The following is a 19,951-nucleotide window of genomic DNA, read 5'->3' on the forward strand; positions in this document are numbered from 1 at the left end:
GCCTGCAGGCGCAGCACACGGCCGGAGGTCAGTGCGGGCCGTGCGCCAGTCCCAGCGACACCGTCGCCTTGGCGTGGGTCAGATCGCGCGCGGCACCGCTGCCGTACAGGCAGGCTGCGACCTGATTCAGTACCGGCTGCGGAATTGCGCGCTGACCGTCCAGCATTTCGCGTATGCAGCGTGCAGTGGCGTCTACATCGCTGGCCGGCGGCAGCGGGTTGGTCAGCGGCAGTGCGCCGTTTTCAGCTTCGAACAGCGTACGTGCCGTCATCCGTTCGAACAGGTCGATGCGCGGCCGCCGCAGCGGGTCGGCGAAACCGTCGTCATCGGGTGCTCGCATCAGCAGCGCCTGTTCGGGCGAACGCAGGAAGGTGTCCTGCAGCCGGCACAACAGCTGCGGGTCGGCCACGCAGATGACACGCAGGCTGTGCAGCGGCGCCGGATCGAGCAGCTTGGCCACCACGTGTGCGGTGTTGCGGTGACCCATGCGGTCGCGCAGCCGGATCAGGCTGTCCAGTGCCGGGTTCAGCACCTCGGTCGGCAGCACCGCGCAGCGGCCGGCGTGCAGCGTGTCCAGCGCTTCGTGCAGCGTGGCGCAGGGCAGGTGACCCAGCCTTTCCAGTACGTCCAGACTGCCCGGCGGTGCGCCGCGGCCGCCCAGTCCGTGTATCAGTACCGGCACGTCCAGCCGCGCCAGCATGATGGCCAGCAGCGGCATCAGATTGGGCGCCTGACCGGCGTGTGCATAGCTCGGTATGACCACCATGCGCGGCAGGTGGGGCGGCAGTTCCAGCGTCGGCACCCGCTCGTTCAGCGCGCGCGCGAAACCGCACAGTTCGTCTGCGGTTTCGTGTTTCCAGCGCAGGCTGGTGAGCAGGGCGCCCAGTTCAAGCGCCGGGATGCGTCCGTCCAGCACGTCGGCGAACAGGCCATGCGCCTCATGTTCGGCCAGGTCGCGCGCATCGTCCGCACCACGCCCGAGTGCGGACAGCATTTCGGTCAGGCTCTGTGGGCTCAGCATCGGATCGGGCGCTCCATCCTTGTTGTTGTCGGGCGTCAGGCGGCCTGCCGTCCGGTCTCCAGCATGCGCTTGAGTTCAGGCACGCAGGAACCGCAGGAGGTGCCGCAGCGCAGCGTGGCCTGCAATGCATCGAGGTCGGCACCGCCGGCGATGGCGCTGGCGATGTCCGGTTCGGCCACATCCAGGCAGTTGCACACGATGCGGCCGCGGCTTTTCGCGGCCACCGGTGGCGTGGCCAGCGGCGCGAACAGCCAGCGGCGCAGGTCGGCGGTGGGCTGGCGGCCGACCATCACTTCGCGCAGCCAGGCCGCGGCCACGGTTTCGCCGGTCAGGCGCATGCCGGTGAGCAGGCCGTCCTCGATCAGCGCGCGCTTGGTGATGTCGCGCCGGGCGTCGCGATAGGCGAGACAGGCCGGGTCATCCAGACCGCACACGCGGTCCAGTTCACTCAGCCACTCGTCCGGCAGCGGCTGGTCGTGGGCGATGCGCAGCACCAGCGCCGGCCGCTCGCGTCCGGCCATCGACAGCGATGCATAGGCGAAGCGGCCGAGCAGTGGCGCCAGCGCTTCCATGCGCAGCAGCGTGAGCTGCTGTGCGGCTTCATCGCTCGCCTCGGTGCGCAGCAGCAGGGCCTGATAGGGCAGGTTGGCGCGGCTCACCTGAATCGCGGCGTGTTTCAGTTCCGGCTGTTTCGAGTGCGGGTCGACGCGGCCTGCGGTCAGCGCATTGGCGCCGCTGTTCGACAGCATGTTGCGACCCCAGTGCATGGCGACGAAGGCGCTGCCCGGGCGCTGCGCTTCGCTTGCGTGGGCGCGCAGCACGATCTGTCCGCGCCGGCTTTTCACCTGCACCAGATCGCCGTCGGCCAGGCCGCGCCGTGCCAGATCGTCGGCATGCATTTCGACCCGCGCTTCGTCGACATGGCTGTACAGACGGGCCACCTGACCGGTGCGGCTCATGCAGTGCCAGTGATCGCGCAGGCGGCCGGTGTTCAGATGCAGCGGATAGCGGGCGTCAATCTTTTCCGCGGTGGTGGCGGTGGTCGGCACCACGAAACGTGCGCGTCCGGCCGGCGTGGCGAAGCGGAGGTCCTGGTAGAGGCGCGGCGTGCCCGCCTGTGCGCCTTCCGGGAAGGGCCACTGTTGCGGGCCGATGCGGTCGAGCAGCGCATGTGACAGCCCGCTGATGTCGAGATCGCGACCGCGCGTGCTTTCGGCGTGTTCGGCGAATACTTCGGCCGCGCTGGCATACGGAAACAGGGAGGCTGCATCCTTGCCCAGACGCGGGCCGAGCACGCGTGCGAAGTCGCGGGCGATGAGCCAGTCGGCGCGCGCCTCGCCCGGCGCGGACAGCGCCGGCTGCACATGGGTGATGCGGCGTTCCGAATTGGTGACCGTGCCGTCCTTCTCGCCCCAGGTGGTGGCCGGCAGCAGCAGGTCGGCGAAGGCCGCGCTTTCGGTGCTGCGGCTGGCGTCCTGCACGACGACGAATTCGGCCGCCTGCAGCGCTTCGACGATGCGCGCCTGGTCCGGCATCGAATGGGCGGGATTGGTGCAGGCGATCCACACCGCCTTCACCTTGCCATCGCGTACCGCGTCGAACAGTTCGACTGCGGTCAGCCCGGGCTTCGCCGGCACGTCGGGTACGCCCCAGAAGCGGGCGACCTCGTCGCGGTCGGCCGGGCTGGCGAGATCGCGGTGCGCGGACAGCAGCGTGGCCATGCCGCCGACCTCGCGGCCGCCCATCGCGTTCGGCTGGCCGGTCAGCGAGAAGGGGCCGGCACCCGGGCGGCCGATCTGGCCGGCGGCCAGATGCAGCGCGATCAGCGCGGTGCCGTTGTGGGTGCCGTGGTGCGACTGGTTCAGCCCCTGGCACCACATCGACATTGCCGCCTTCGATTCGCCGAACCAGCGCGCGGCGGTCACGATGTCCTCGCTGCGCAGACCGCAGATTTCCGATGCGATGGCCGGCGTGATGTCGCGCACGTGGCGGCGCAGTTCCGGGAAGCCTTCGGTGTGCGCGGAAATGAATGTTTCGTCGACCAGACCTTCCCACAGCAGTACGTGCAGCATGGCGCTGTACAGCCAGATGTCGGTACCCGGCAGCAGCGGCAGGTGCAGATCGGCGTCAGCCGCGGTGTCGGTCCGGCGCGGGTCGACCACGATCATCTTCATCGCCGGATTCGCCTTGCGGGCATCCTCGATGCGGCGATAGACGATGGGGTGGGCGTAGGCCGGGTTGCCGCCGGCGATCAGCAGGCAGTCGGTGTGGTCGATGTCCTCGTAGGAACAGGGTGGCGCGTCGGCGCCCAGCGTCTGCTTGTAGGCGGTGACCGCCGAACTCATGCACAGCCGCGAATTGGTATCGACGTTATTGGTGCCGATCAGTCCCTTGGCCAGCTTGTTGAAGACGTAGTAGTCCTCGGTCAGCAGCTGGCCGGAGATGTAGAAGGCCACCGCGTCAGGCCCGTGCTCGCGGATGATGGCGGCGAAGCGGTCGGCCGCGTGTTCGAGGGCGGCGTCCCAGCTGACGCGGGTGCGCGGCAGCTCGCGCGCGGTGCGCAGTTCCGGGTGCAGCGCGCGCGTTTCCTGGCGCGCACTCAGGTGCAGCGTCGAACCCTTGGTGCACAGCCGGCCGAAGTTGGCCGGATGTTCCGGGTCGCCGCGCACGCCGGTGATCTGCGTGCGGTCGTGTTCGATGATGACGCCGCAGCCGACTCCGCAGTAGCAGCAGGTCGCGCGGGTTTCGTGTGTATGCGTGCTCATGTCTGTCTCCGGGAGACTTTTAGCAAGGGGTATGCCACGCCGATGACGACGGGTTTGCAGGCGATTGCGGGGCGATTACCGGCCGATGAGCGCCGGTTGGCGAGTAAGGGGCCCAGGTCGCGCTCCGCCGCGGGGCATTGCACTGGCTGAATGCATGGGACTGGTGCGCCTGTGTCAACGCAGCAGCAGGCACAGCAGCAGGACGTTGGCGAGCAGTGACAGCGCCAGCAGCGCGCGCAGCAGACGCAGCGGCATGCGCTCGACCAGCGGAGGCCGGCGCGGCAGTGCCAGTGGCCGGTGAGCGCCGCGTTCGAGCGCGAGCAGGCATTCCTCCGCGGTTTCGAAACGTGCTTCTGGTTCGCGCGAGATGGCCTTCAGCAGCACCGCTTCCAGCCATTCCGGAATGTCCGGCCGGTAGCGCGTGGGCGGCACCGGTTCGCCGAAGCGCGGACGCTGGAAGGGCTCGATCTCGCCCCAGGGGTAGTGCCGGGTGAGCAGCTGGTAGAGCGTGACGCCGAGCGCGAACAGATCGCTCGATTCGCTGGCGGGGCGGCCTTCGAACAATTCCGGTGCCATATAGCTGGGCGTGCCCGGATTGTTGATTTCCTTGAAGTCCTCGCCATCCGATGCGGCGACGCCGAGATCGAGCACGCGCAGTACGCCCTGGCTGTCGAGATGCAGGTTGTCCGGCTTGATGTCGCGATGGACGATGCCCAGCCGGTGCAGCGTGCCGAGTGCGCGCAGCACGCCGCAACCCAGCTTCACCACCTGTTCGATGCCGAAGTGGTGGCCGGCATCGAGCCGGGCGCGCAGGCTGGCACCCTCGTGCCAGGTCATCAGGTAGTACAGCCGGCTGCGCGCGCGGTGCGCGATCACCTGTGGAAACTGCGGCGACACCACGCGGCGCGCCAGCCATTCCTCATGCACCAGCGCGGCGATGGCGTCGGGGTCGGTCCCTTCGTGCAGCGTTTTCAGTACGCGTGCTTCGCCGCTTTCGAGGTCGGTCACGCGGTAGAGCAGGGTGAGGCGCGATTCGTGCAGCACCGCGTCCACCCGCAGACCGTCAATTTCATCGCCGACATTCAGCCGCGGCGGCAGCGACAGCCTGACCGCTTCGGCCAGACGGTCGCGCAGCGCGGCCTGGGGCAGGCTGTCCACCCGGGCGACCAGTGCGGTGCAGTTGTCGTTGGCGCCCTGCGCTTCCGCCTGCATCACCAGCGCGGCCGCCAGCGCTTCCGGGTCGCCGCCCTGCGCCAGCACGCCCGCGATGCCGCCGTCACCCAGCGTGTTCCAGACGCCGTCGCTCATCAGCACGAACAGGTCGCCGGCTTCCAGCTCGCCGTCTGCGTGATCCACCGCCAGCCGGGCGTCGAGCCCGACTGCCCGGTGCAGTACGTTGGACAGTTCGGGATGGGCCCAGGTGTGGTCTTCGGTCAGCCGGGTGAGGTCGCGGTCGCGGTACAGATAGATGCGCGAATCGCCGACGTGCGCCAGATGCCAGCGGGTGCCGCGCAGCACCAGTGCCGACAGCGTGGTGGCCATGCCGGCGGTTTCCCGGGTGCGGGCGGCGTGTGCCACCAGCCAGCGGTTGAGTGCGCCCAGCACCTGGTCGATCGCCTGCGCGATGCTCCAGGTGTCCGGTGTGGCGTAGTAGTCGTTCAGCAAGCCGCGCACCGTGAATTCGGCCGCCTCGCGCCCTTTGGCGTGGCCGCCGACGCCGTCGGCCACCGCCAGCAGCATGCCTTTGCCGTCCAGTACCTCGCCGGTCGGCGTGACCGCGCCGGCGAAGTCCTCGTTGCGCGGCCGTGGGCCGGTGATCGAGCACTGGCCTATGGAAATCGCGAGCGTCATCGCCCGGCTCCGGTCAGATGCGCGCCGACGTGAGGTGAGCCGCACCCCAGGTGGTACGCCAGCGGGTTTTCACGCTGCTCAGACCGACCAGCGCGGCGACCGCCAGCAGCGCGAACACCACGAAACCCGTCTGATAGCTGCCGGTCACTTCGCGCGACCAGCCGAGCGAGGAGGCCAGATAGAAGCCGCCGACACCGCCCGCCATGCCCACCAGACCGGTCATGACGCCGATCTCGCGGCGGAAGCGCTGCGGCACCAGCTGGAACACCGCGCCGTTGCCCATGCCCAGCGCCAGCATGGCGCCGACGAACACCACCACGGCCATCCAGGCCTGCGGCAGGCCGAAGCTCACGCCGAACAGGAAGGCGGCGGCGACCACATACATCATGCTGAGCGTGCGGATGCCGCCGATGCGGTCGGCCAGATTGCCGCCGATCGGGCGCACCAGCGAGCCGGCGAACACGCAGGCCGCGGTGAAATAGCCGGCCATCTTCGGTTCCAGCCCGTACTGGGTGTTGAAGTAGATGGTGAGCGAGGAGGCCAGGCCGACGAAGCCGCCGAAGGTAACGCTGTAGAAGAACATGAACCACCAGGCGTCGCGGTCCTTCAGCACCTTCAGGTATTCGGCGAAGGTCTTGGGCGGCGGGCATTCGGGGGCGTCCTTCGCGACCAGCAGATAGACGATGAATACCGCAACCAGCGGGATGAGCGCCAGCCCGAATACATTGGTCCAGCCGAAGGCCATCGCCAGACCGGGCGCGAACAGCGCGGCCAGTGCGGTGCCGGAGTTGCCGGCGCCGGCAATGCCCAGCGCGGTGCCCTGGTGTTCCGGCGGGTACCAGCGCGACGCCAGCGGCAGCGCCACCGCGAAGGCGGCACCGGCGAAGCCGAGGAAGCAGCCGAGCAGCAGCGCCTGTTCGTAGCTGTGGATGCCGAACTGCCAGGCGACGAACAGCGCGCCGATCACGATGACCTGGCCGATGGCGCCGGCCTTCTTCGGCTGCAGGTGATCGACCAGCACGCCCATCAGCATGCGCAGCAAAGCGCCGGCCAGTACCGGTACCGCCACCATGAAGCCCTTCTGCGCGTGGGTCAGATGAAGATCCTGGGCGATCTGCACGCCCAGCGGGCCGAGCAGCACCCACACCATGAAGGCGAGATCGAAGTAGAGAAAGGCGGCAAACAGCGTGGGCGTATGGCCGGCCTTGAGAAATGCTTTCCTGTCCATCGGCGGATGACCTCCCCGTCATCAATCCGGTGTGCGCGCATCCATGCAGGCAACCGGTACTCGGGCTAGTGGGTGATTCGGATCGCATGCGACCGTGGCCGCATGCGGGAACTGCGTCAGGCCTTCAGCATCACCTGGCCGTTTTCGACTTTCACGTCGAAGCCACGGGTGCAGCCGACGTCGGGGGCGACCGCTTCGCCCGATTCCAGCTTGATCTTCCAGCTGTGCAAAGGACAGGTGACGGTGTCGCCATGCACGATGCCCTGTGACAGCGGGCCGCCCTTGTGCGGGCACTTGTCGTGCACCGCGAACACGCGGTCGCCGTCGGTGCGGAAGATGGCGATGTCGCCGGACTCGGCGCTCACCACGCGCGAGCCGAGCAGCGGGATGTCTTCGAGCGCGCAGACGTGCGCCCAGGTGGAGGTTTCGGTGCTCATGAGGGTTCCTGTATGGGTATCTGAAGGAGCTGGGGGCTAGGGGTGAGGGGCTGGGGAACAGGCGCGGCTTTGCCGCGCGAGGTGGGCTTGTCGCCAGCCCCTGACCCCTAGTCCCTCATCCCTGAATCAAGCCTTCATCGCCTGTTTGATGGCGATGGTGCGGAACTCGCGGCCGAGCTCGGATTTCGCGTCGGCTTCGGCGCGTTCCAGCCACGGGTCCTTGTAGTCCTGCAGCGCGAACAGCAGGCGCTCGTACAGCGCCTTGCGGTTCTCGGCGTCATCGACCACCTTGCCCTTCACGTAGTCGAGACCGACGCGCTCGATGTAGTGCACCGTGCGTTCGAGGTACCAGCCTTCTTCGCGGTAGAGCTGCAGGAAGGCGCCGGAGTACTCCATCACCTCGTCGTCGCTGGCCACCTTGCAGAAGAACTGCGCCACTTCGGTCTTGATGCCGCCATTGCCGGCGACATAGATTTCGTAGCCCGATTCGACGCCGATCACGCCCACGTCCTTGATGCCGGCCTCGGCGCAGTTGCGCGGGCAGCCGGACACCGCGAGCTTCACCTTGTGCGGGCTGTACATGCCGAACAGCATCTTTTCCAGCTTCACGCCCAGGCCCATGGACAGCTGGGTGCCGAAGCGGCAGTGCTCGGCGCCGACGCAGGTTTTCACCGTGCGCAGGCTCTTGCCGTAGGCGTGGCCGGACACCATGCCGGCCTTGGCGAAATCGGCCCACATCGCCGGCAGGTCGTCCTTCTTCACGCCCAGCAGGTCGATGCGCTGGCCGCCGGTCACCTTCACCGTCGGCACCTTGTACTTCTCGGCCGCATCTGCGATGGCGCGCAGTTCGTCCGGCGTGGTCAGGCCGCCCCACATGCGCGGCACCACCGAGTAGGTGCCGTCCTTCTGAATGTTGGCGTGCGCGCGCTCGTTGATGAAGCGGCTCTGCGCGTCGTCCTTGGCTTCGTGCGGCCAGGTCGAGATCAGGTAGTAGTTCAGCGCCGGGCGGCAGGAGGCGCAGCCGTTGGGCGTCTTCCACTTCAGTTCGCGCTGCACGGTCGGGATGTCGATCATGTGGCGGTCGCGGATGGCGGCACGCACGTCGCCATGATTCATGTCGGTGCAGCCGCACATCGGCTTCGAGCTGGAATCGGCCGGCGTGTAGGCGCCACCGACGCAGGAGGCGAGGATCTGTTCGACCAGACCGGTGCAGGAGCCGCAGGAGCTGGACGCCTTGGTGTGCTTGCGCACGTCGTCCAGCGAGAACAGGCCCTTCTCCTTGATCGCCTTGACGATGGTGCCCTTGCACACGCCGTTGCAGCCGCACACCTCGGCGCTGTCCGGCATCGAGGCGGCCTGGGTCTGGCCCTTGTGGCCGACGTCGCCCAGGTGGTTCTGGCCGAACATCAGGTGGTCGCGCACCGCGTGAATGTCCTGGCCGTCCTTGATCAGCTGGAAGTACCAGCTGCCATCGGCGGTGTCGCCGTACAGACAGGCGCCGACCAGGCGCTCGCCTTCGAGCACCAGGCGCTTGTACACCCCGCCCGACGGGTCGTGCAGCACGATGTCGTCGCAGCCCGGGCCACCCATGAAGTTGCCGGCCGAGAACACGTCGATGCCGGTGACCTTGAGCTTGGTCGAGGTGACCGAACCCTTGTAGGTGCCGATGCCGTAGTGGGCGAGGTGGTTGGCGCACACCTTGGCCTGTTCGAACAGCGGCGCGACCAGGCCGTAGGCGATGCCGCGGTGGTTCACGCACTCGCCGACCGCGTAGATCTTCGGGTCGTAGGTCTGCAGCGTGTCATTGACCACGATGCCGCGGTTGCAGTGAATGCCGGCCGATTCGGCCAGCGTGGTGTTCGGGCGGATGCCGGCGGCCATCACCACCAGATCGGCCGGAATGGATTCGCCGCTCTTGAAGCGCACCGCGGACACGCGGCCGTCGGCTCCGGCGATCAGCGATTCCGTCTGCTTCTCGAGCAGGAAGGTGAGGCCCTTCTTCTCCAGCGAGGCCTGCAGCATGTCGGCCGAGGGCTTGTCGAGCTGACGCTCCATGATCCACGGCGCAAGGTGCACCACGGTCACCTGCATGCCGCGCAGCGCCAGGCCGTTGGCGGCTTCCAGGCCGAGCAGGCCGGCGCCGATCACGACCGCGTGCTTGCGCGTCGCGGCGGCTTCGATCATGGCGTCGGTGTCGGCAATGTCGCGATAGGCGATCACGCCCGGCAGGTCCTTGCCCGGCACCGGCAGGATGAAGGGGTTGGAGCCGGTGGCCAGCAGCAGGCGGTCGTACTCCGCTTCGCTGCCGTCGTCGGCGATCACCTTGCGTGCGATGCGGTCGATCTTCGTGACCTTCCGGCCCGCATGCAGCGTGATGCCGTTGTCGCGGTACCAGTCCCAGTCATTCAGGATGATGTCCTGGATGGTCATTTCGCCGGCCAGCACCGGCGACAGCAGGATGCGGTTGTAGTTCGGATGCGGCTCCGCCCCGAACACCGTGATGTCATACATCTCCGGCGCGATCTTGAGCAACTCTTCCAGCGTGCGGCAACCCGCCATCCCGTTGCCGATCATGACCAGACGCTTCTTTTCCATGTCCCCGTTCCTTCTGCCGATTGCTGCAAAACCGGTCGCAGGCGGAGCTGCGGCCGACGTATTTCTTCCCGGTCAGCGGTCGTTCAGCAGCGGCCCGGGGGCACGGAGCAGGGACGAGCGCGGTCCTGCGCCTGCAGCATCGCTGGCGCACTAGATCGGAAATCCGGGCAAAACCTCTACATGGCCGGATCACGCCGGCCGGCGGATTCAACTTGTCGGCCCGTGCCCGCCTTTGGGCATCGTTACCGATGACTGCCTGGCCGGAGCGCGCACCGCATGTGCGCGACTCCGGGTGTGACAGCGGACCGGCCGGAGGACGATCGATCCGCTCTTTGTGCGGCGGGCTGCATGCCCGCACGGTTCTGTTTGATCTTCATCCACAACGTCGCCGCCACCTCGGCACGACGCGTCATTGCGTCGTGTGTGCCTCGGCATTTGACTGCAGCGACGGACGTTGCCGTTGCGGTCGAGGGCTGCGGGTCTGACAAAGATCGTTGCGTGGCCGCCCGCCTTCGGGGCGCTGCAACCAGCACTGAGCACTCAGCAGAAATCGGGCCAGCCTTCAGTTTTCGGTGTTATTGATTCCAGGTGACTGATTTATATGAGTTTTATCGTTCTCACCCGAATGCCGGGGCGAACGGGGGCGTGATCCGGGCTGGTGCGTGCAAGCACGATGGAGGTGCGTCTGCCTGTGGGATTTATTTTCAGACACCTTCAGAGCGCAGGGCTGTCAGCCGATATTCCGAAGATGGAAACCGGTGAAAAGATGGATTTGCACGCATCGGCAGTGGCCCGTTCGCGCGGGTACGTCGCGTGGTGCCTGCTGGCCGCCTGGGTGCTTTCGAGCGCGGCCGTGCTCTACCAGCACATGGCCGACAACCCGCCTGGCCTGTGCCGGGCGGGGGGGCGCGGCAGTGCGCTGACGGCAGGGAACATCAGTACTTAACGTTACGGATCGCTCAATATGAATGACCATTCCCTTCACACAGCCAACGTTCGCGCCGACACGGTCATGCTGGCCAGCGGCGGTGCCTTTGCCGTCGTGTGCGTTCTCTATGGCGTGCTGGCCGGCCATGCCGCCACGTCACTGCTGGTGGGCGTGCCTGCGGTCGCCGTACCGTTCGCGCTGTTCCGGCTGGCGCCGGGCTCGCTGGTGTCGCGGCTGGGTTCAGGCGCCGGGCTGATGGTGCTGGCGGCGCTGCTCATACAGATCACCGGCGGTCTGATCGAGGCGCACTTCTCCATTTTTGTCGCGCTGGCCTTCCTGCTGTACTACCGCGACTGGCGCCCCATCATTGCTGCGGCCGGTCTGATCGCAGTGCATCACCTGGTGTTCAGCTACATGCAGGCCGAAGGACTGGGCGTGACCGTGTTCGCCAACGGTGCCAGCGTGGTGATGGTGGCGGTGCATGCGGCCTTTGTCGTGGCCGAAGCCGGTCTGCTGTCCTACATGGCGGTGGGGCTCAGACGCGAGGCGCTGCAGGCGGCCGGTGTGGCCGAAGCGGCCGAGCGCATCGGTGCCGGCGATCTGGCCACGGTCATCCGTGCACGGCCGGGCATGCCGCTGCTCCAGACGATGGAATCGATGCGGGTGCGTCTGGCCAGGACGGTGACGCTGCTGGTCACCGAATCGGCCAGCGCGCAGAGGGTGGCCGATCAGCTGGTGGCCAATGCCGAACACGTGACCGATTCGACCTCCCGCCAGAGCGAAGCCACGCAGCGCATGGCCGCCGCGGTGCAGGAACTGACCGCGTCCATCCAGCACATTTCCAGCAATGCCGACGATGCCAGCGAGCGGGTGCGGCGCAGCGGCCAGTCCGCCGATCTGGGCGTGGCCGAAATGACCGATCTGGCCGACGAAATACGTCGGACCGGCGTGGCCATCAACGAGGTGGAAGGCAGCGTGCAGCAGATCGGTGCGCAGTTCGAGAGCGTGAAGTCCATCGTCGCGCTGATCAAGGACATCGCCGATCAGACCAATCTGCTGGCGCTCAATGCTGCGATCGAGGCGGCGCGCGCCGGCGAGCAGGGCAGGGGGTTCGCGGTGGTGGCCGACGAGGTGCGCAAGCTGGCGGAGCGCACGCGGCTGGCGACCGAAGACATCGCGCGCACGGTGGAGAGCATGCAGTCCAGCAAGGACCATGCGCTGGGCAGCGTGGCCAACACGGTCACCACCGCTCAGCGTGGCGTGGATCGGGTGGCCGCGGTCAGCACATCGATTGCCGGCGTATCGGCTGAAATCGGCGCGATGATGGCCATCATCGTCGGCATTTCGGATTCGATGAAGGAACAGACCCAGGCCGCATCCGAAATCGCCGAGGGTGTGGAACAGGTGGCGGCGCTGGCGGATACCACCGCGGCGACCGCGGTCGAGGACAAGCGCACCGCGGCCGAACTGAACGTGATGGCGCAGTCGCTGGTCGAGGCTGGTGGTCAGTTCAGAGTGAGCTGAGCCGAGCGAGCTGAGGCCGCTGGCGCCGCCGGGTCAGCCTTCGGCGAGACGTCGGCAGGCGGCGGCGTGGTCAAGCAGTGGCTGCGGCACCGGCAGGCGGCCGGCGAGCATGTCCCGGATCAGGCGCGCATTGGTTTCAGCATCGATGCCGTCTTCCGGCTGGGTCAGCGCACTGCCTTCTTCCGCCTCGCACAGCATCTGCTCCATGCCATCGATGAAACCGGTGATCAGCGGCCGGCGCGCCGGATTGGCATAGGCCTCGCCCTCGGTGCCGCGCATCAGCATCGAGCGGCCGCCGTCCAGACGAAGGAACTGCGTCATCTTCTCCATGTACTCGGGGTGGGTCACCGGCACCACCCGCACGCTGCGGCCGGGCAGCGGATCGATCATCTTGGTCATCGAGTGGCCGGAATTGCGCACGCCCAGCTGCGGCCGCAGTGACAGCAGCGCGTCCAGCCCGGGCAGCAGCCGGTCCACGCCGATGAAGGCGATGCGGTGCCGGGCCAGCAATGCGGCCGCTGCGTCCGCATCCAGCGCTTCCGGCAGGTCGAGCGCGCGCAGCAGCGCGAACGGGTCGGCCCGGGTGTCGAAATCGAAGCGGCCGTGGATGAGCACCGGTACGCCGTCGCGCGCCAGCAGCATGGCCAGCAGCGGCATCAGGTTCGGGCGGCGGCGGGCGCCGTTATAGGTGGGCAGCACGACCGTGCGGGCGCCAGCCGGGGCCTCGATGCGGGTCAGCCGGGCGTCGAGGGCGGCCTTGAAACCGAGCAGCTCGTCCAGCGACTCGCTCTTGATCCGCATCGCCAGCACGATGGCGCCCAGTTGCAGCGGCGGCACGCGCCCGTCGAGCATGTCGCCGAACAGCGCCTGCGCGTCCTCGCGCGACAGCGAGCGCGAGCCCTTGGCGCCGCGTCCGATTTCCTTGATCTGTTTCGTGTAGTCCATGGGTACAGGATTATGCCCCCGCCGGACCGGGCGTCCGGCTGCGTTATAGTCGGATTCGGCCGGATTGGAACCTAGCGCCTGTCGCGGGGTCCGGGCAGATCCGCGTCGTGCAACGCATACCTGTAAGGAGATGGACATGAAAGTCGGTTTCGTCGGACTGGGACTGATGGGGCGCCCGATGGCGGGTCATGTCGCCAAGGGCGGCCACAGCCTGCATCTGTGGGCGCGCCGCCCTGAATCGCTCGCACCGTTCGCGGACAGCGGCGCCACCGTGCACGCCAGCATCGCCAGCATGGCGCGCGAGGTCGATGTGCTGTTCTCGATGGTGGCCGATGCGCCGGACGTCGAGCATGTGGCACTCGGCCCGCAAGGCGTGGCCGAAGGGGCGGCCGGTCGTACCGACCTCGTGTTCGTCGACATGAGCACCATCGCGCCCGATGCGGCGCGCACCATCGCCGGCCAGCTCGCTGCCAAGGGCGTGTCCATGATCGACGCGCCGGTGTCCGGCGGCGAGGTGGGTGCCATCAACGCCGCGCTCACCATCATGGCCGGTGGCACGCAGGAGGCCTTCGACCGCGTGCTGCCGCTTTTCCAGCTGATGGGCAAGAACGTGACCCGGGTCGGCGACAGCGGTGCCGGCCAGGTGGCCAAGGCCTGCAACCAGATCCTGACCGGCGTTGGCGTGCTGGCACTGGCCGAAGCCTTCGCCTTCGCCGAAAAGAGTGGCGTCGATGCCGCCCGCGTGCGCGAGGCGCTGCTCGGCGGCTTCGCCTACAGCCGCATCCTGGAAAACCACGGCCAGCGCATGCTGGACCGCAATTTCAAGCCGGGCTTCAAGTCCTGGATGCACCAGAAGGATCTGCGCATCGTGATGAACGAGGCCCACCGCATGGGTCTGGCGCTGCCCTCGGCGGCCGCGGCAGCGCAGATGCTGAACGCGATGGTGGGCCAGGGTCTGGGCGAGGAAGATTCGATCGCGGTACTCAAGGTGCTGGAAGACCTCGGTGGCGTCGAGCGCTGAGGGGCAGCCGATGAAGATCGGCTTCATCGGCCTGGGCGTGATGGGGCGCGCCATGGTGGCCAATCTGCTGCGCGCCGGCCACGAAGTGACCGTGTGGGCGCGCCGCGCCGAATCGATGCAGCCGCTGCAGGCCCTGGGCGCACGCACCGCCGCGAGCCCGGCCGACTGCGCGCGCGGCATGGAGGCGGTGTGCACCATCGTCACCACCGGCGACGACGTGCGCCAGGTGGTGCTGGGCCCGCAGGGCGTGATCGAGGGGGCGCAGCCGGGCTGCGTGCTGATCGACCATTCGACCATTCCGCCGTCGGTGGCGCGCGACATCGCGGCCGCGCTGGCGGCGCGCGGCATCGACATGCTGGACGCGCCGGTATCCGGTGGCGAGCGCGGCGCGATCGACGCCACGCTGTCCATCATGGCCGGGGGCGACGCGGCGGTATTCGAGCGCATGAAGCCGCTGCTGTCGGCGGTCGGCCGCACGCTGGTGCATGTCGGCCCGACCGGCGCCGGTCAGGTCACCAAGGCCTGCAACCAGCTCATCCTGTGCGCCTTCATCGAAGCCGCGGCCGAAGCGGCGCGGCTGGCCGCAGCCAGCGGCGTGGATTTTGGCAAGGTGCGCGAAGCCATGCTGCACGGTTCGGCCGGCTCGAAAGCGCTGGAGCTGTTCGGCGGCCGGATGGCCAGTCGCGATTTCAGCGCCGGCGTGCAGTCACGCCTGCATCACAAGGACATGGGCATCGTGCTGGGTGAGGCGGTGCAGCTCGGTCTGGCGATGCCGCTGTCGGCGGCGGTGTGGCAGCAGCTCAATGCGCTGATGGCGCAGGGCGGCGGCACGCTCGATACCTCGGCGCTGCTGACCGTGCTGGAAAGGCAGAGCAGCCCGCACTGAATCCGCGCGTCGGCGGCAGGCTGCGGCTCAGTGACGGCGGCCGGTCAGCACCGGGAAATCGAAGGCCGGTTCGCGGCCAGCCATCAGTTCGGTGAGCAGGCGGGCCGAGCCACAGGACAGGGTCCAGCCCAGCGAACCGTGACCGGTGTTGTACCAGAGGCCGCTGATCCGGCTGCGGCCGATCAGCGGCACATTGCCCGGCGTGCACGGGCGCAGCCCGGCCCAGGCTTCGGCGCCATCGATGTCGCCGGCGTCCGGGCACAGCGCGCGGGTGAGCTTTTTCAGCAGTTCCACCCGCTCCGGCTCCACGGTCACCGTGTGGCCGCCCAGTTCGGCCATGCCGGCCACCCGCACGCGGTCACCGAGGCGTGACAGCACGATGCGGTGCTCTTCGTCGGTCAGGCTCACGTGCGGCGCGCCCGGTCCGGCGGCGAAGGTGAGCGAATAGCCCTTGATCGGGTACAGCGCCGGCCGCGGACCGTGCTGTTCCACCAGCTGCCGGGTGTGGGTGCCGAGGGTGCACACCACCTGTTCGCCGCGCAGCAGCCCGCGCACGCCGCGTGCGTCGCGCACCGCTACGCCGCGTACCGTGTTTTCGTGCACATCCAGCGCTTCTACCGTGGTTTCGAAGTGGAAAGTGACGCCGGCGTCGGCGCAGGCCTGGGCCAGCGCCTGCGTGAACAGATGGGCGTCGCCCACCTCGTCGTTCGGCGCGTGCAGACCACCGACCAGCGCCCGGCCGCCAGCCAGTGCCGGTTCGATCTCCAGGCAGCGCGCAGTGTCGCAATAGTCGAGCCGTATGCCGTGTGGCGCCAGCCACGCCGCCCGTGCACGGGCGCGCTCAAGCTCCCGGCGGTCGGAAAACACATGCAGGATGCCGCTGTCCGACTGGTCGTAGGGCAGTTGCAGCGTGCGCTGCAGCTGCCGCAGTTCGGCCTGGCTGCTGGCGGCCAGCCGGGCCAGCGCATCGGTGTTGCGGCGCACCCGACCCGGCAGGCATTCGTACAGGAAAGCGGCCATCCAGCGCCATTGCCGGTGATTGACGGTGGGCGAGAAGCGCACCGGCGCGCGGCTGTCCATCCATCCGCGCAGCCCGATCAGCGGCGCCTGCGGCGTGGCCCAGGGGCCGGCGTGACTGACCGAGATCTGGCCGCCGTTGGCGAAGCTGGTTTCCAGTGCGGGAGCGGCCTGCCGGTCGATGACCGACACGGTGTGGCCGGCCTGGCGCAGATGCCAGGCGGTGGTGATGCCGACGATGCCGGCACCGAGGACAAGGATGTGCATGCGGTTTTGCTGTTCTTCGACGCGGGAAGGGACTGTGCCAGGGCCCCGCGGGTTCCGTGTCGCCACGCCTGCGCCGCCGGAAACCGGTCCGGCGTGAAATCGTGTGACCCGAATGATGGTGCTGTGCACGATAATGCATTTCCCGTCACTTCGGAGTTGCATCACATGTCTCGCATCACCCTGAGCCATTACCTGATCCAGCAGCAGCGCGAGGATCGCATCTGCGCCGAGCTGCGCTTCCTGGTCGAGGTCGTGGCCCGTGCGGTCAAGGCCATCGGCAACGCGGTGGGCAAGGGCGGTCTGACCAACTCGCTGGGCGAGGCCGGCGGCGAGAATGTGCAGGGCGAAGTGCAGAAGAAGCTGGACGTGATCGCCAACGACATCCTGCTCGAAGCCAACGAGTGGGGCGGCCATCTGGCCGCGATGGCGTCGGAAGAGATGGATCTGCCGCACCAGATCCCGAACCGCTATCCGAAGGGCGAATTCCTGCTGCTGTTCGATCCGCTCGACGGCTCGTCCAACATCGACGTGAACATTTCGGTCGGCACCATCTTTTCGGTGCTGCGCTGCCCGGAACAGGCCAGCGCCACGGCCGAGATCGGCGAAGAGGCCTTCCTGCAGGCCGGCAGCCAGCAGCTGGTGGCCGGTTACGCGGTGTATGGCGCAGCCACCCAGCTGGTGCTGACCGTGGGCAATGGCGTTCAGGCTTTCACGGTGGACCGCGAAACCGGCAGCTTCGTGCTCACCAGCGAAAGCATGCGGGTGCCGGAAGACACCAAGGAATACGCGATCAACGCGTCGAACGCCCGCTGGTGGGAAGCGCCGGTGCAGCGCTATATCGGCGAACTGGTGGCCGGCAAGAGCGGTGCGCGCGAGAAGGATTTCAACATGCGCTGGGTCGGTTCCATGGTGGCGGACGTGCATCGCATCCTGACCCGCGGCGGCATCTTCATGTACCCGAAGGACACCAAGGACCCGACCAAGCCGGGCAAGCTGCGCCTGATGTACGAAGCCAATCCGATGGCCATGATCATCGAGCAGGCGGGCGGGGCGGCCACCACCGGCTACCAGCGCATCCTCGATGTGCAGCCGGAACTGCTGCACCAGCGCGTGCCGGTCATCCTGGGTTCGAAGAACGAGGTGGAGCGGGTCACCGCCTACCACCAGGGCTGAGGCCGCAGGCGGGCCGGCAGCTTCAGCCGCCGTGCCCGGCCAGCCAGGCCGCGATGCCGTCGGCGGCCACCCGGCCGCTGGCCATCGTGGCGGTCAGCAGATAGCCGCCGGTCGGCGCTTCCCAGTCCAGCATCTCGCCGGCGCAGAACACGCCGGGCAGCGCCTTCAGCATCAGGCCGGCGTCAAGGTCTTCCAGCCTCACGCCGCCGGCGGTGCTGATCGCTTCTTCCACCGGCCGCGTGCGCAGCAGGGTGAGCGGCAGCGCCTTCAGCGTGCGCGCAAGCTGTTTCATGTCGTTCATCGCGGCCCGGTCCAGCACTTCGTGCAGCAGGCCGATGCGCACGCCGCTCACGCCCAGCCGGCTGTTCAGATGCGAACTGAGCGAGCGCGCGCCGCGCGGTCGCGACACTTCGTCGAGCACCTTCTGCGCATCCAGTGCCGGCAGCAGGTCGATGTCGATCTTCACGCGACCGTCGCGTTCGATGCACTCGCGCAGGCCCGCCGACAGCGCGTAGATCAGGCTGCCTTCCAGCCCGTGCGCGCTGACCAGACATTCACCGCTGCGCTCTATCCGTGTGCCGTCGATGCCGGTGAAGGCGATGCGCACATTCTTCAGCGGCTGGCCGGCGTGGCGTTCGCTGAAATGCGGGCTCCAGGCGAGGTCGAAACCGCAGTTGGTCGCCCGCAGCGGTGCCGGTGTTACGCCACGGGCTGCCAGCGTATCGACCCAGCGTCCGTCCGAACCGAGCTGCGGCCAGCTGGCGCCGCCGAGCGCGAGCAGGGTGGCTGTGGCGGCGACCGTGTCCGGCCCCTCCGGCGTGTCGAAACACAGCCTGCCGGCTTCGTCCCAGCCGGTCCAGCGGTGGCGCATGTGGAAGCGTACGCCGGCGGCGCGCAGCCGCGTCAGCCAGGCGCGCAGCAGCGGCGCCGCCTTCATGTCGGTCGGAAATACCCGGCCCGAACTGCCGACGAAGGTGGCCACACCCAGCCCTTCGCACCAGTTGCGCAGCGCCGTGGCGTCGAACTCGTCCAGCCAGCGGCTGATCTCGGTGCTGCGTTCGCGGTAGCGACCGACGAAGGCGACCCTTGCCTCGCTGTGGGTCAGGTTGAGGCCGCCCTTGCCGGCGAGCAGGAACTTGCGGCCGACCGAGGCCTTGCTGTCATACAGATCCACGGCAATGCCCTGTCCGGACAGCCGCTCGGCCGCCATCAGACCGGCCGGCCCGCCGCCGACGATGGCGACCTGCGCGGTCGCGTGCGCGGCGGGCATCAGTCCGGGGTCTGCACCAGCCGCAGCGCGGCGTCGTCGGTGCGCAGGCGGTAAGGGCTGGGCGGCGTCGGCGGTTCCGGCACTTCGGCGCTCTTTTTCAGGGCTTCGTAGCGGCCGGCCACCTTGGGTACGTAAGCCCGGGTTTCGGCGTAGGGCGGCACGCCGCCGTATTTCTTCACCGCACCGGCGCCAGCGTTGTAGGCAGACAGCACGAGCTGCAGATCACCGAAGTGATCCATCAGATCGCGCAGGTGGCGGGCGCTCGCGCGCAGATTGTCAGCCGGCTTCAGTGCGTCATTCACTCCGTACTGGCGCGCGGTCGACGGCATGAGCTGGGCCAGGCCGAGCGCGCCCTTGGGCGAAACGGCGCGCGGGTTGTAGGCGGATTCGGCATGCACCACCGCGTGCAGCAGTTCGGGTTCGATGCCGCCAGCTTCGGCCGCCGCCTCGATCTGGGCCGAGAAGGGCAGGCCGGCCAGCGCCTCGCGCCTGGCCTGTCGCCGCTCGCTGTCGGACACCTTCGGCGCTTCCGGCTGATACAGCCGGTAGTTCGCGTGGTCGGACAGTCGCAGACGGTAGTCGGCCCCTTCTCCGGCCGAAGCCTGCACGGTGGCGAGTACGGCAACAAGGGGCAGGGCTGCACGCAGGGCGGGCATACGCATCAGGAGATTTCCTTGGACGAGAGCTGACGCGCCACCCATGCGGCGGCCAGGATGCCGATCGTGTTCGCGATCAGATCCTGGATATCGGCTTCCCGTCCGGGCAGCATGAGCTGGCGCCACTCATCGTAACAAGCCAGCGCGAAGGCGGCCGTGGCGCAGGCCACGAGCGCACGGCGGCCGCAGCCCAGCCACAGCAGGAAGGCGATGCTGCCGAAGGTGCCCGCATGCGCCAGCTTGTCCCAGGGCGAGGGGATGAGGCCCACCGCCAGCGACGTTTCACCAAGTTTGAGCAGGCTGACCGTCATGGTCAGCGCGGCGACGGCCGCGCCCCACTGCAGCGCCTTTGAAGCGAGCTGCATGC

16 protein-coding genes are annotated in these 19,951 nt (G+C 68.1%); 5 read left to right on the forward strand and 11 right to left on the reverse strand.

All coding sequences use genetic code 11. From position 1 onward, the window contains the following. Positions 1 to 28 precede the first annotated feature (28 nt). From ybiB (METUNV2_RS0108490) to nirB, 6 genes are all read right to left on the reverse strand, one after another. A complete protein-coding gene (gene ybiB / locus METUNV2_RS0108490; RefSeq protein ID WP_018229042.1) occupies positions 29 to 1,021 on the reverse strand; it encodes a DNA-binding protein YbiB in 993 nt (330 codons plus the stop codon). Between the two features lie 35 nt (positions 1,022 to 1,056). Beyond that, positions 1,057 to 3,786 carry a nitrate reductase gene (locus METUNV2_RS0108495; RefSeq protein WP_018229043.1) on the reverse strand — a complete coding sequence of 910 codons (2,730 nt, stop codon included), beginning with the start codon at positions 3,784 to 3,786 and terminating at the stop codon, positions 1,057 to 1,059. Positions 3,787 to 3,960: 174 nt separating this feature from the next. Next, positions 3,961 to 5,637 (reverse strand): bifunctional protein-serine/threonine kinase/phosphatase, encoded by a 1,677-nt coding sequence (locus tag METUNV2_RS0108500; RefSeq protein ID WP_018229044.1) that lies wholly within the window; start codon positions 5,635 to 5,637, stop codon positions 3,961 to 3,963. A 13-nt stretch (positions 5,638 to 5,650) separates the two neighbouring features. After that, on the reverse strand, positions 5,651 to 6,865 hold the full coding sequence (locus METUNV2_RS0108505; protein ID WP_018229045.1) for a nitrate/nitrite transporter: 1,215 nt from the start codon (positions 6,863 to 6,865) through the stop codon (positions 5,651 to 5,653). Positions 6,866 to 6,981: 116 nt separating this feature from the next. Further along, positions 6,982 to 7,302, reverse strand: a complete 321-nt coding sequence (gene nirD, locus METUNV2_RS0108510) for a nitrite reductase small subunit NirD (RefSeq protein WP_018229046.1) — start codon at positions 7,300 to 7,302, stop codon at positions 6,982 to 6,984. 126 nt (positions 7,303 to 7,428) lie between these two features. Continuing rightward, positions 7,429 to 9,897 carry a nitrite reductase large subunit NirB gene (nirB, locus tag METUNV2_RS0108515; protein ID WP_018229047.1) on the reverse strand — a complete coding sequence of 823 codons (2,469 nt, stop codon included), beginning with the start codon at positions 9,895 to 9,897 and terminating at the stop codon, positions 7,429 to 7,431. A gap of 673 nt (positions 9,898 to 10,570) precedes the next feature. Between nirB and METUNV2_RS0108520 the strand changes: the two genes are divergently transcribed. Together METUNV2_RS0108520 and METUNV2_RS0108525 are read left to right on the forward strand one after the other, a co-directional pair. Next, a complete protein-coding gene (locus METUNV2_RS0108520) occupies positions 10,571 to 10,843 on the forward strand; it encodes a hypothetical protein (protein WP_018229048.1) in 273 nt (90 codons plus the stop codon). Positions 10,844 to 10,861: 18 nt separating this feature from the next. Next, a complete protein-coding gene (locus tag METUNV2_RS0108525; RefSeq protein ID WP_018229049.1) occupies positions 10,862 to 12,349 on the forward strand; it encodes a methyl-accepting chemotaxis protein in 1,488 nt (495 codons plus the stop codon). Positions 12,350 to 12,382: 33 nt separating this feature from the next. Here the strand turns inward: METUNV2_RS0108525 and ybiB (METUNV2_RS0108530) are convergent, their stop codons facing one another. Continuing rightward, positions 12,383 to 13,294, reverse strand: coding sequence for a DNA-binding protein YbiB (ybiB, locus tag METUNV2_RS0108530; protein ID WP_018229050.1), 912 nt, complete (start codon positions 13,292 to 13,294; stop codon positions 12,383 to 12,385). A gap of 136 nt (positions 13,295 to 13,430) precedes the next feature. Between ybiB (METUNV2_RS0108530) and METUNV2_RS0108535 the strand changes: the two genes are divergently transcribed. Both METUNV2_RS0108535 and METUNV2_RS0108540 read left to right on the forward strand, forming a co-directional pair. Continuing rightward, positions 13,431 to 14,315 (forward strand): NAD(P)-dependent oxidoreductase, encoded by an 885-nt coding sequence (locus METUNV2_RS0108535; protein WP_026187999.1) that lies wholly within the window; start codon positions 13,431 to 13,433, stop codon positions 14,313 to 14,315. A gap of 10 nt (positions 14,316 to 14,325) precedes the next feature. Further along, positions 14,326 to 15,201 carry an NAD(P)-dependent oxidoreductase gene (locus METUNV2_RS0108540; protein ID WP_018229052.1) on the forward strand — a complete coding sequence of 292 codons (876 nt, stop codon included), beginning with the start codon at positions 14,326 to 14,328 and terminating at the stop codon, positions 15,199 to 15,201. Positions 15,202 to 15,228: 27 nt separating this feature from the next. Here the strand turns inward: METUNV2_RS0108540 and METUNV2_RS0108545 are convergent, their stop codons facing one another. After that, the gene (locus METUNV2_RS0108545) at positions 15,229 to 16,485 is read right to left on the reverse strand and encodes a D-amino acid dehydrogenase (protein ID WP_018229053.1); all 1,257 of its coding nucleotides are present in this window, start codon (positions 16,483 to 16,485) and stop codon (positions 15,229 to 15,231) included. 165 nt (positions 16,486 to 16,650) lie between these two features. Here METUNV2_RS0108545 and METUNV2_RS0108550 point away from each other — a divergent pair, with 165 nt between their 5' ends. Beyond that, positions 16,651 to 17,658 carry a class 1 fructose-bisphosphatase gene (locus tag METUNV2_RS0108550; RefSeq protein ID WP_018229054.1) on the forward strand — a complete coding sequence of 336 codons (1,008 nt, stop codon included), beginning with the start codon at positions 16,651 to 16,653 and terminating at the stop codon, positions 17,656 to 17,658. Positions 17,659 to 17,680: 22 nt separating this feature from the next. Here METUNV2_RS0108550 and METUNV2_RS0108555 read toward each other — a convergent pair whose 3' ends face one another. From METUNV2_RS0108555 to METUNV2_RS0108565, 3 genes are read right to left on the reverse strand one after another with little or no spacing between them, the layout of a single operon-like run. Next, positions 17,681 to 18,928 (reverse strand): TIGR03862 family flavoprotein, encoded by a 1,248-nt coding sequence (locus METUNV2_RS0108555; protein ID WP_018229055.1) that lies wholly within the window; start codon positions 18,926 to 18,928, stop codon positions 17,681 to 17,683. Beyond that, positions 18,928 to 19,590 carry a lytic transglycosylase domain-containing protein gene (locus METUNV2_RS0108560; protein ID WP_018229056.1) on the reverse strand — a complete coding sequence of 221 codons (663 nt, stop codon included), beginning with the start codon at positions 19,588 to 19,590 and terminating at the stop codon, positions 18,928 to 18,930. The genes METUNV2_RS0108555 and METUNV2_RS0108560 overlap by 1 nt, the downstream gene beginning before the upstream one ends. Continuing rightward, complete coding sequence (locus METUNV2_RS0108565; protein WP_018229057.1) at positions 19,590 to 19,949, reverse strand: VanZ family protein; 360 nt, start codon at positions 19,947 to 19,949, stop codon at positions 19,590 to 19,592. Before METUNV2_RS0108565 ends, METUNV2_RS0108560 begins: the two co-directional genes overlap by 1 nt. Positions 19,950 to 19,951 lie beyond the last annotated feature (2 nt).

Source organism: Methyloversatilis universalis EHg5 (assembly GCF_000378945.1).
In the GTDB taxonomy this organism is placed as follows: Bacteria; Pseudomonadota; Gammaproteobacteria; order Burkholderiales; family Rhodocyclaceae; genus Methyloversatilis; species Methyloversatilis universalis_A.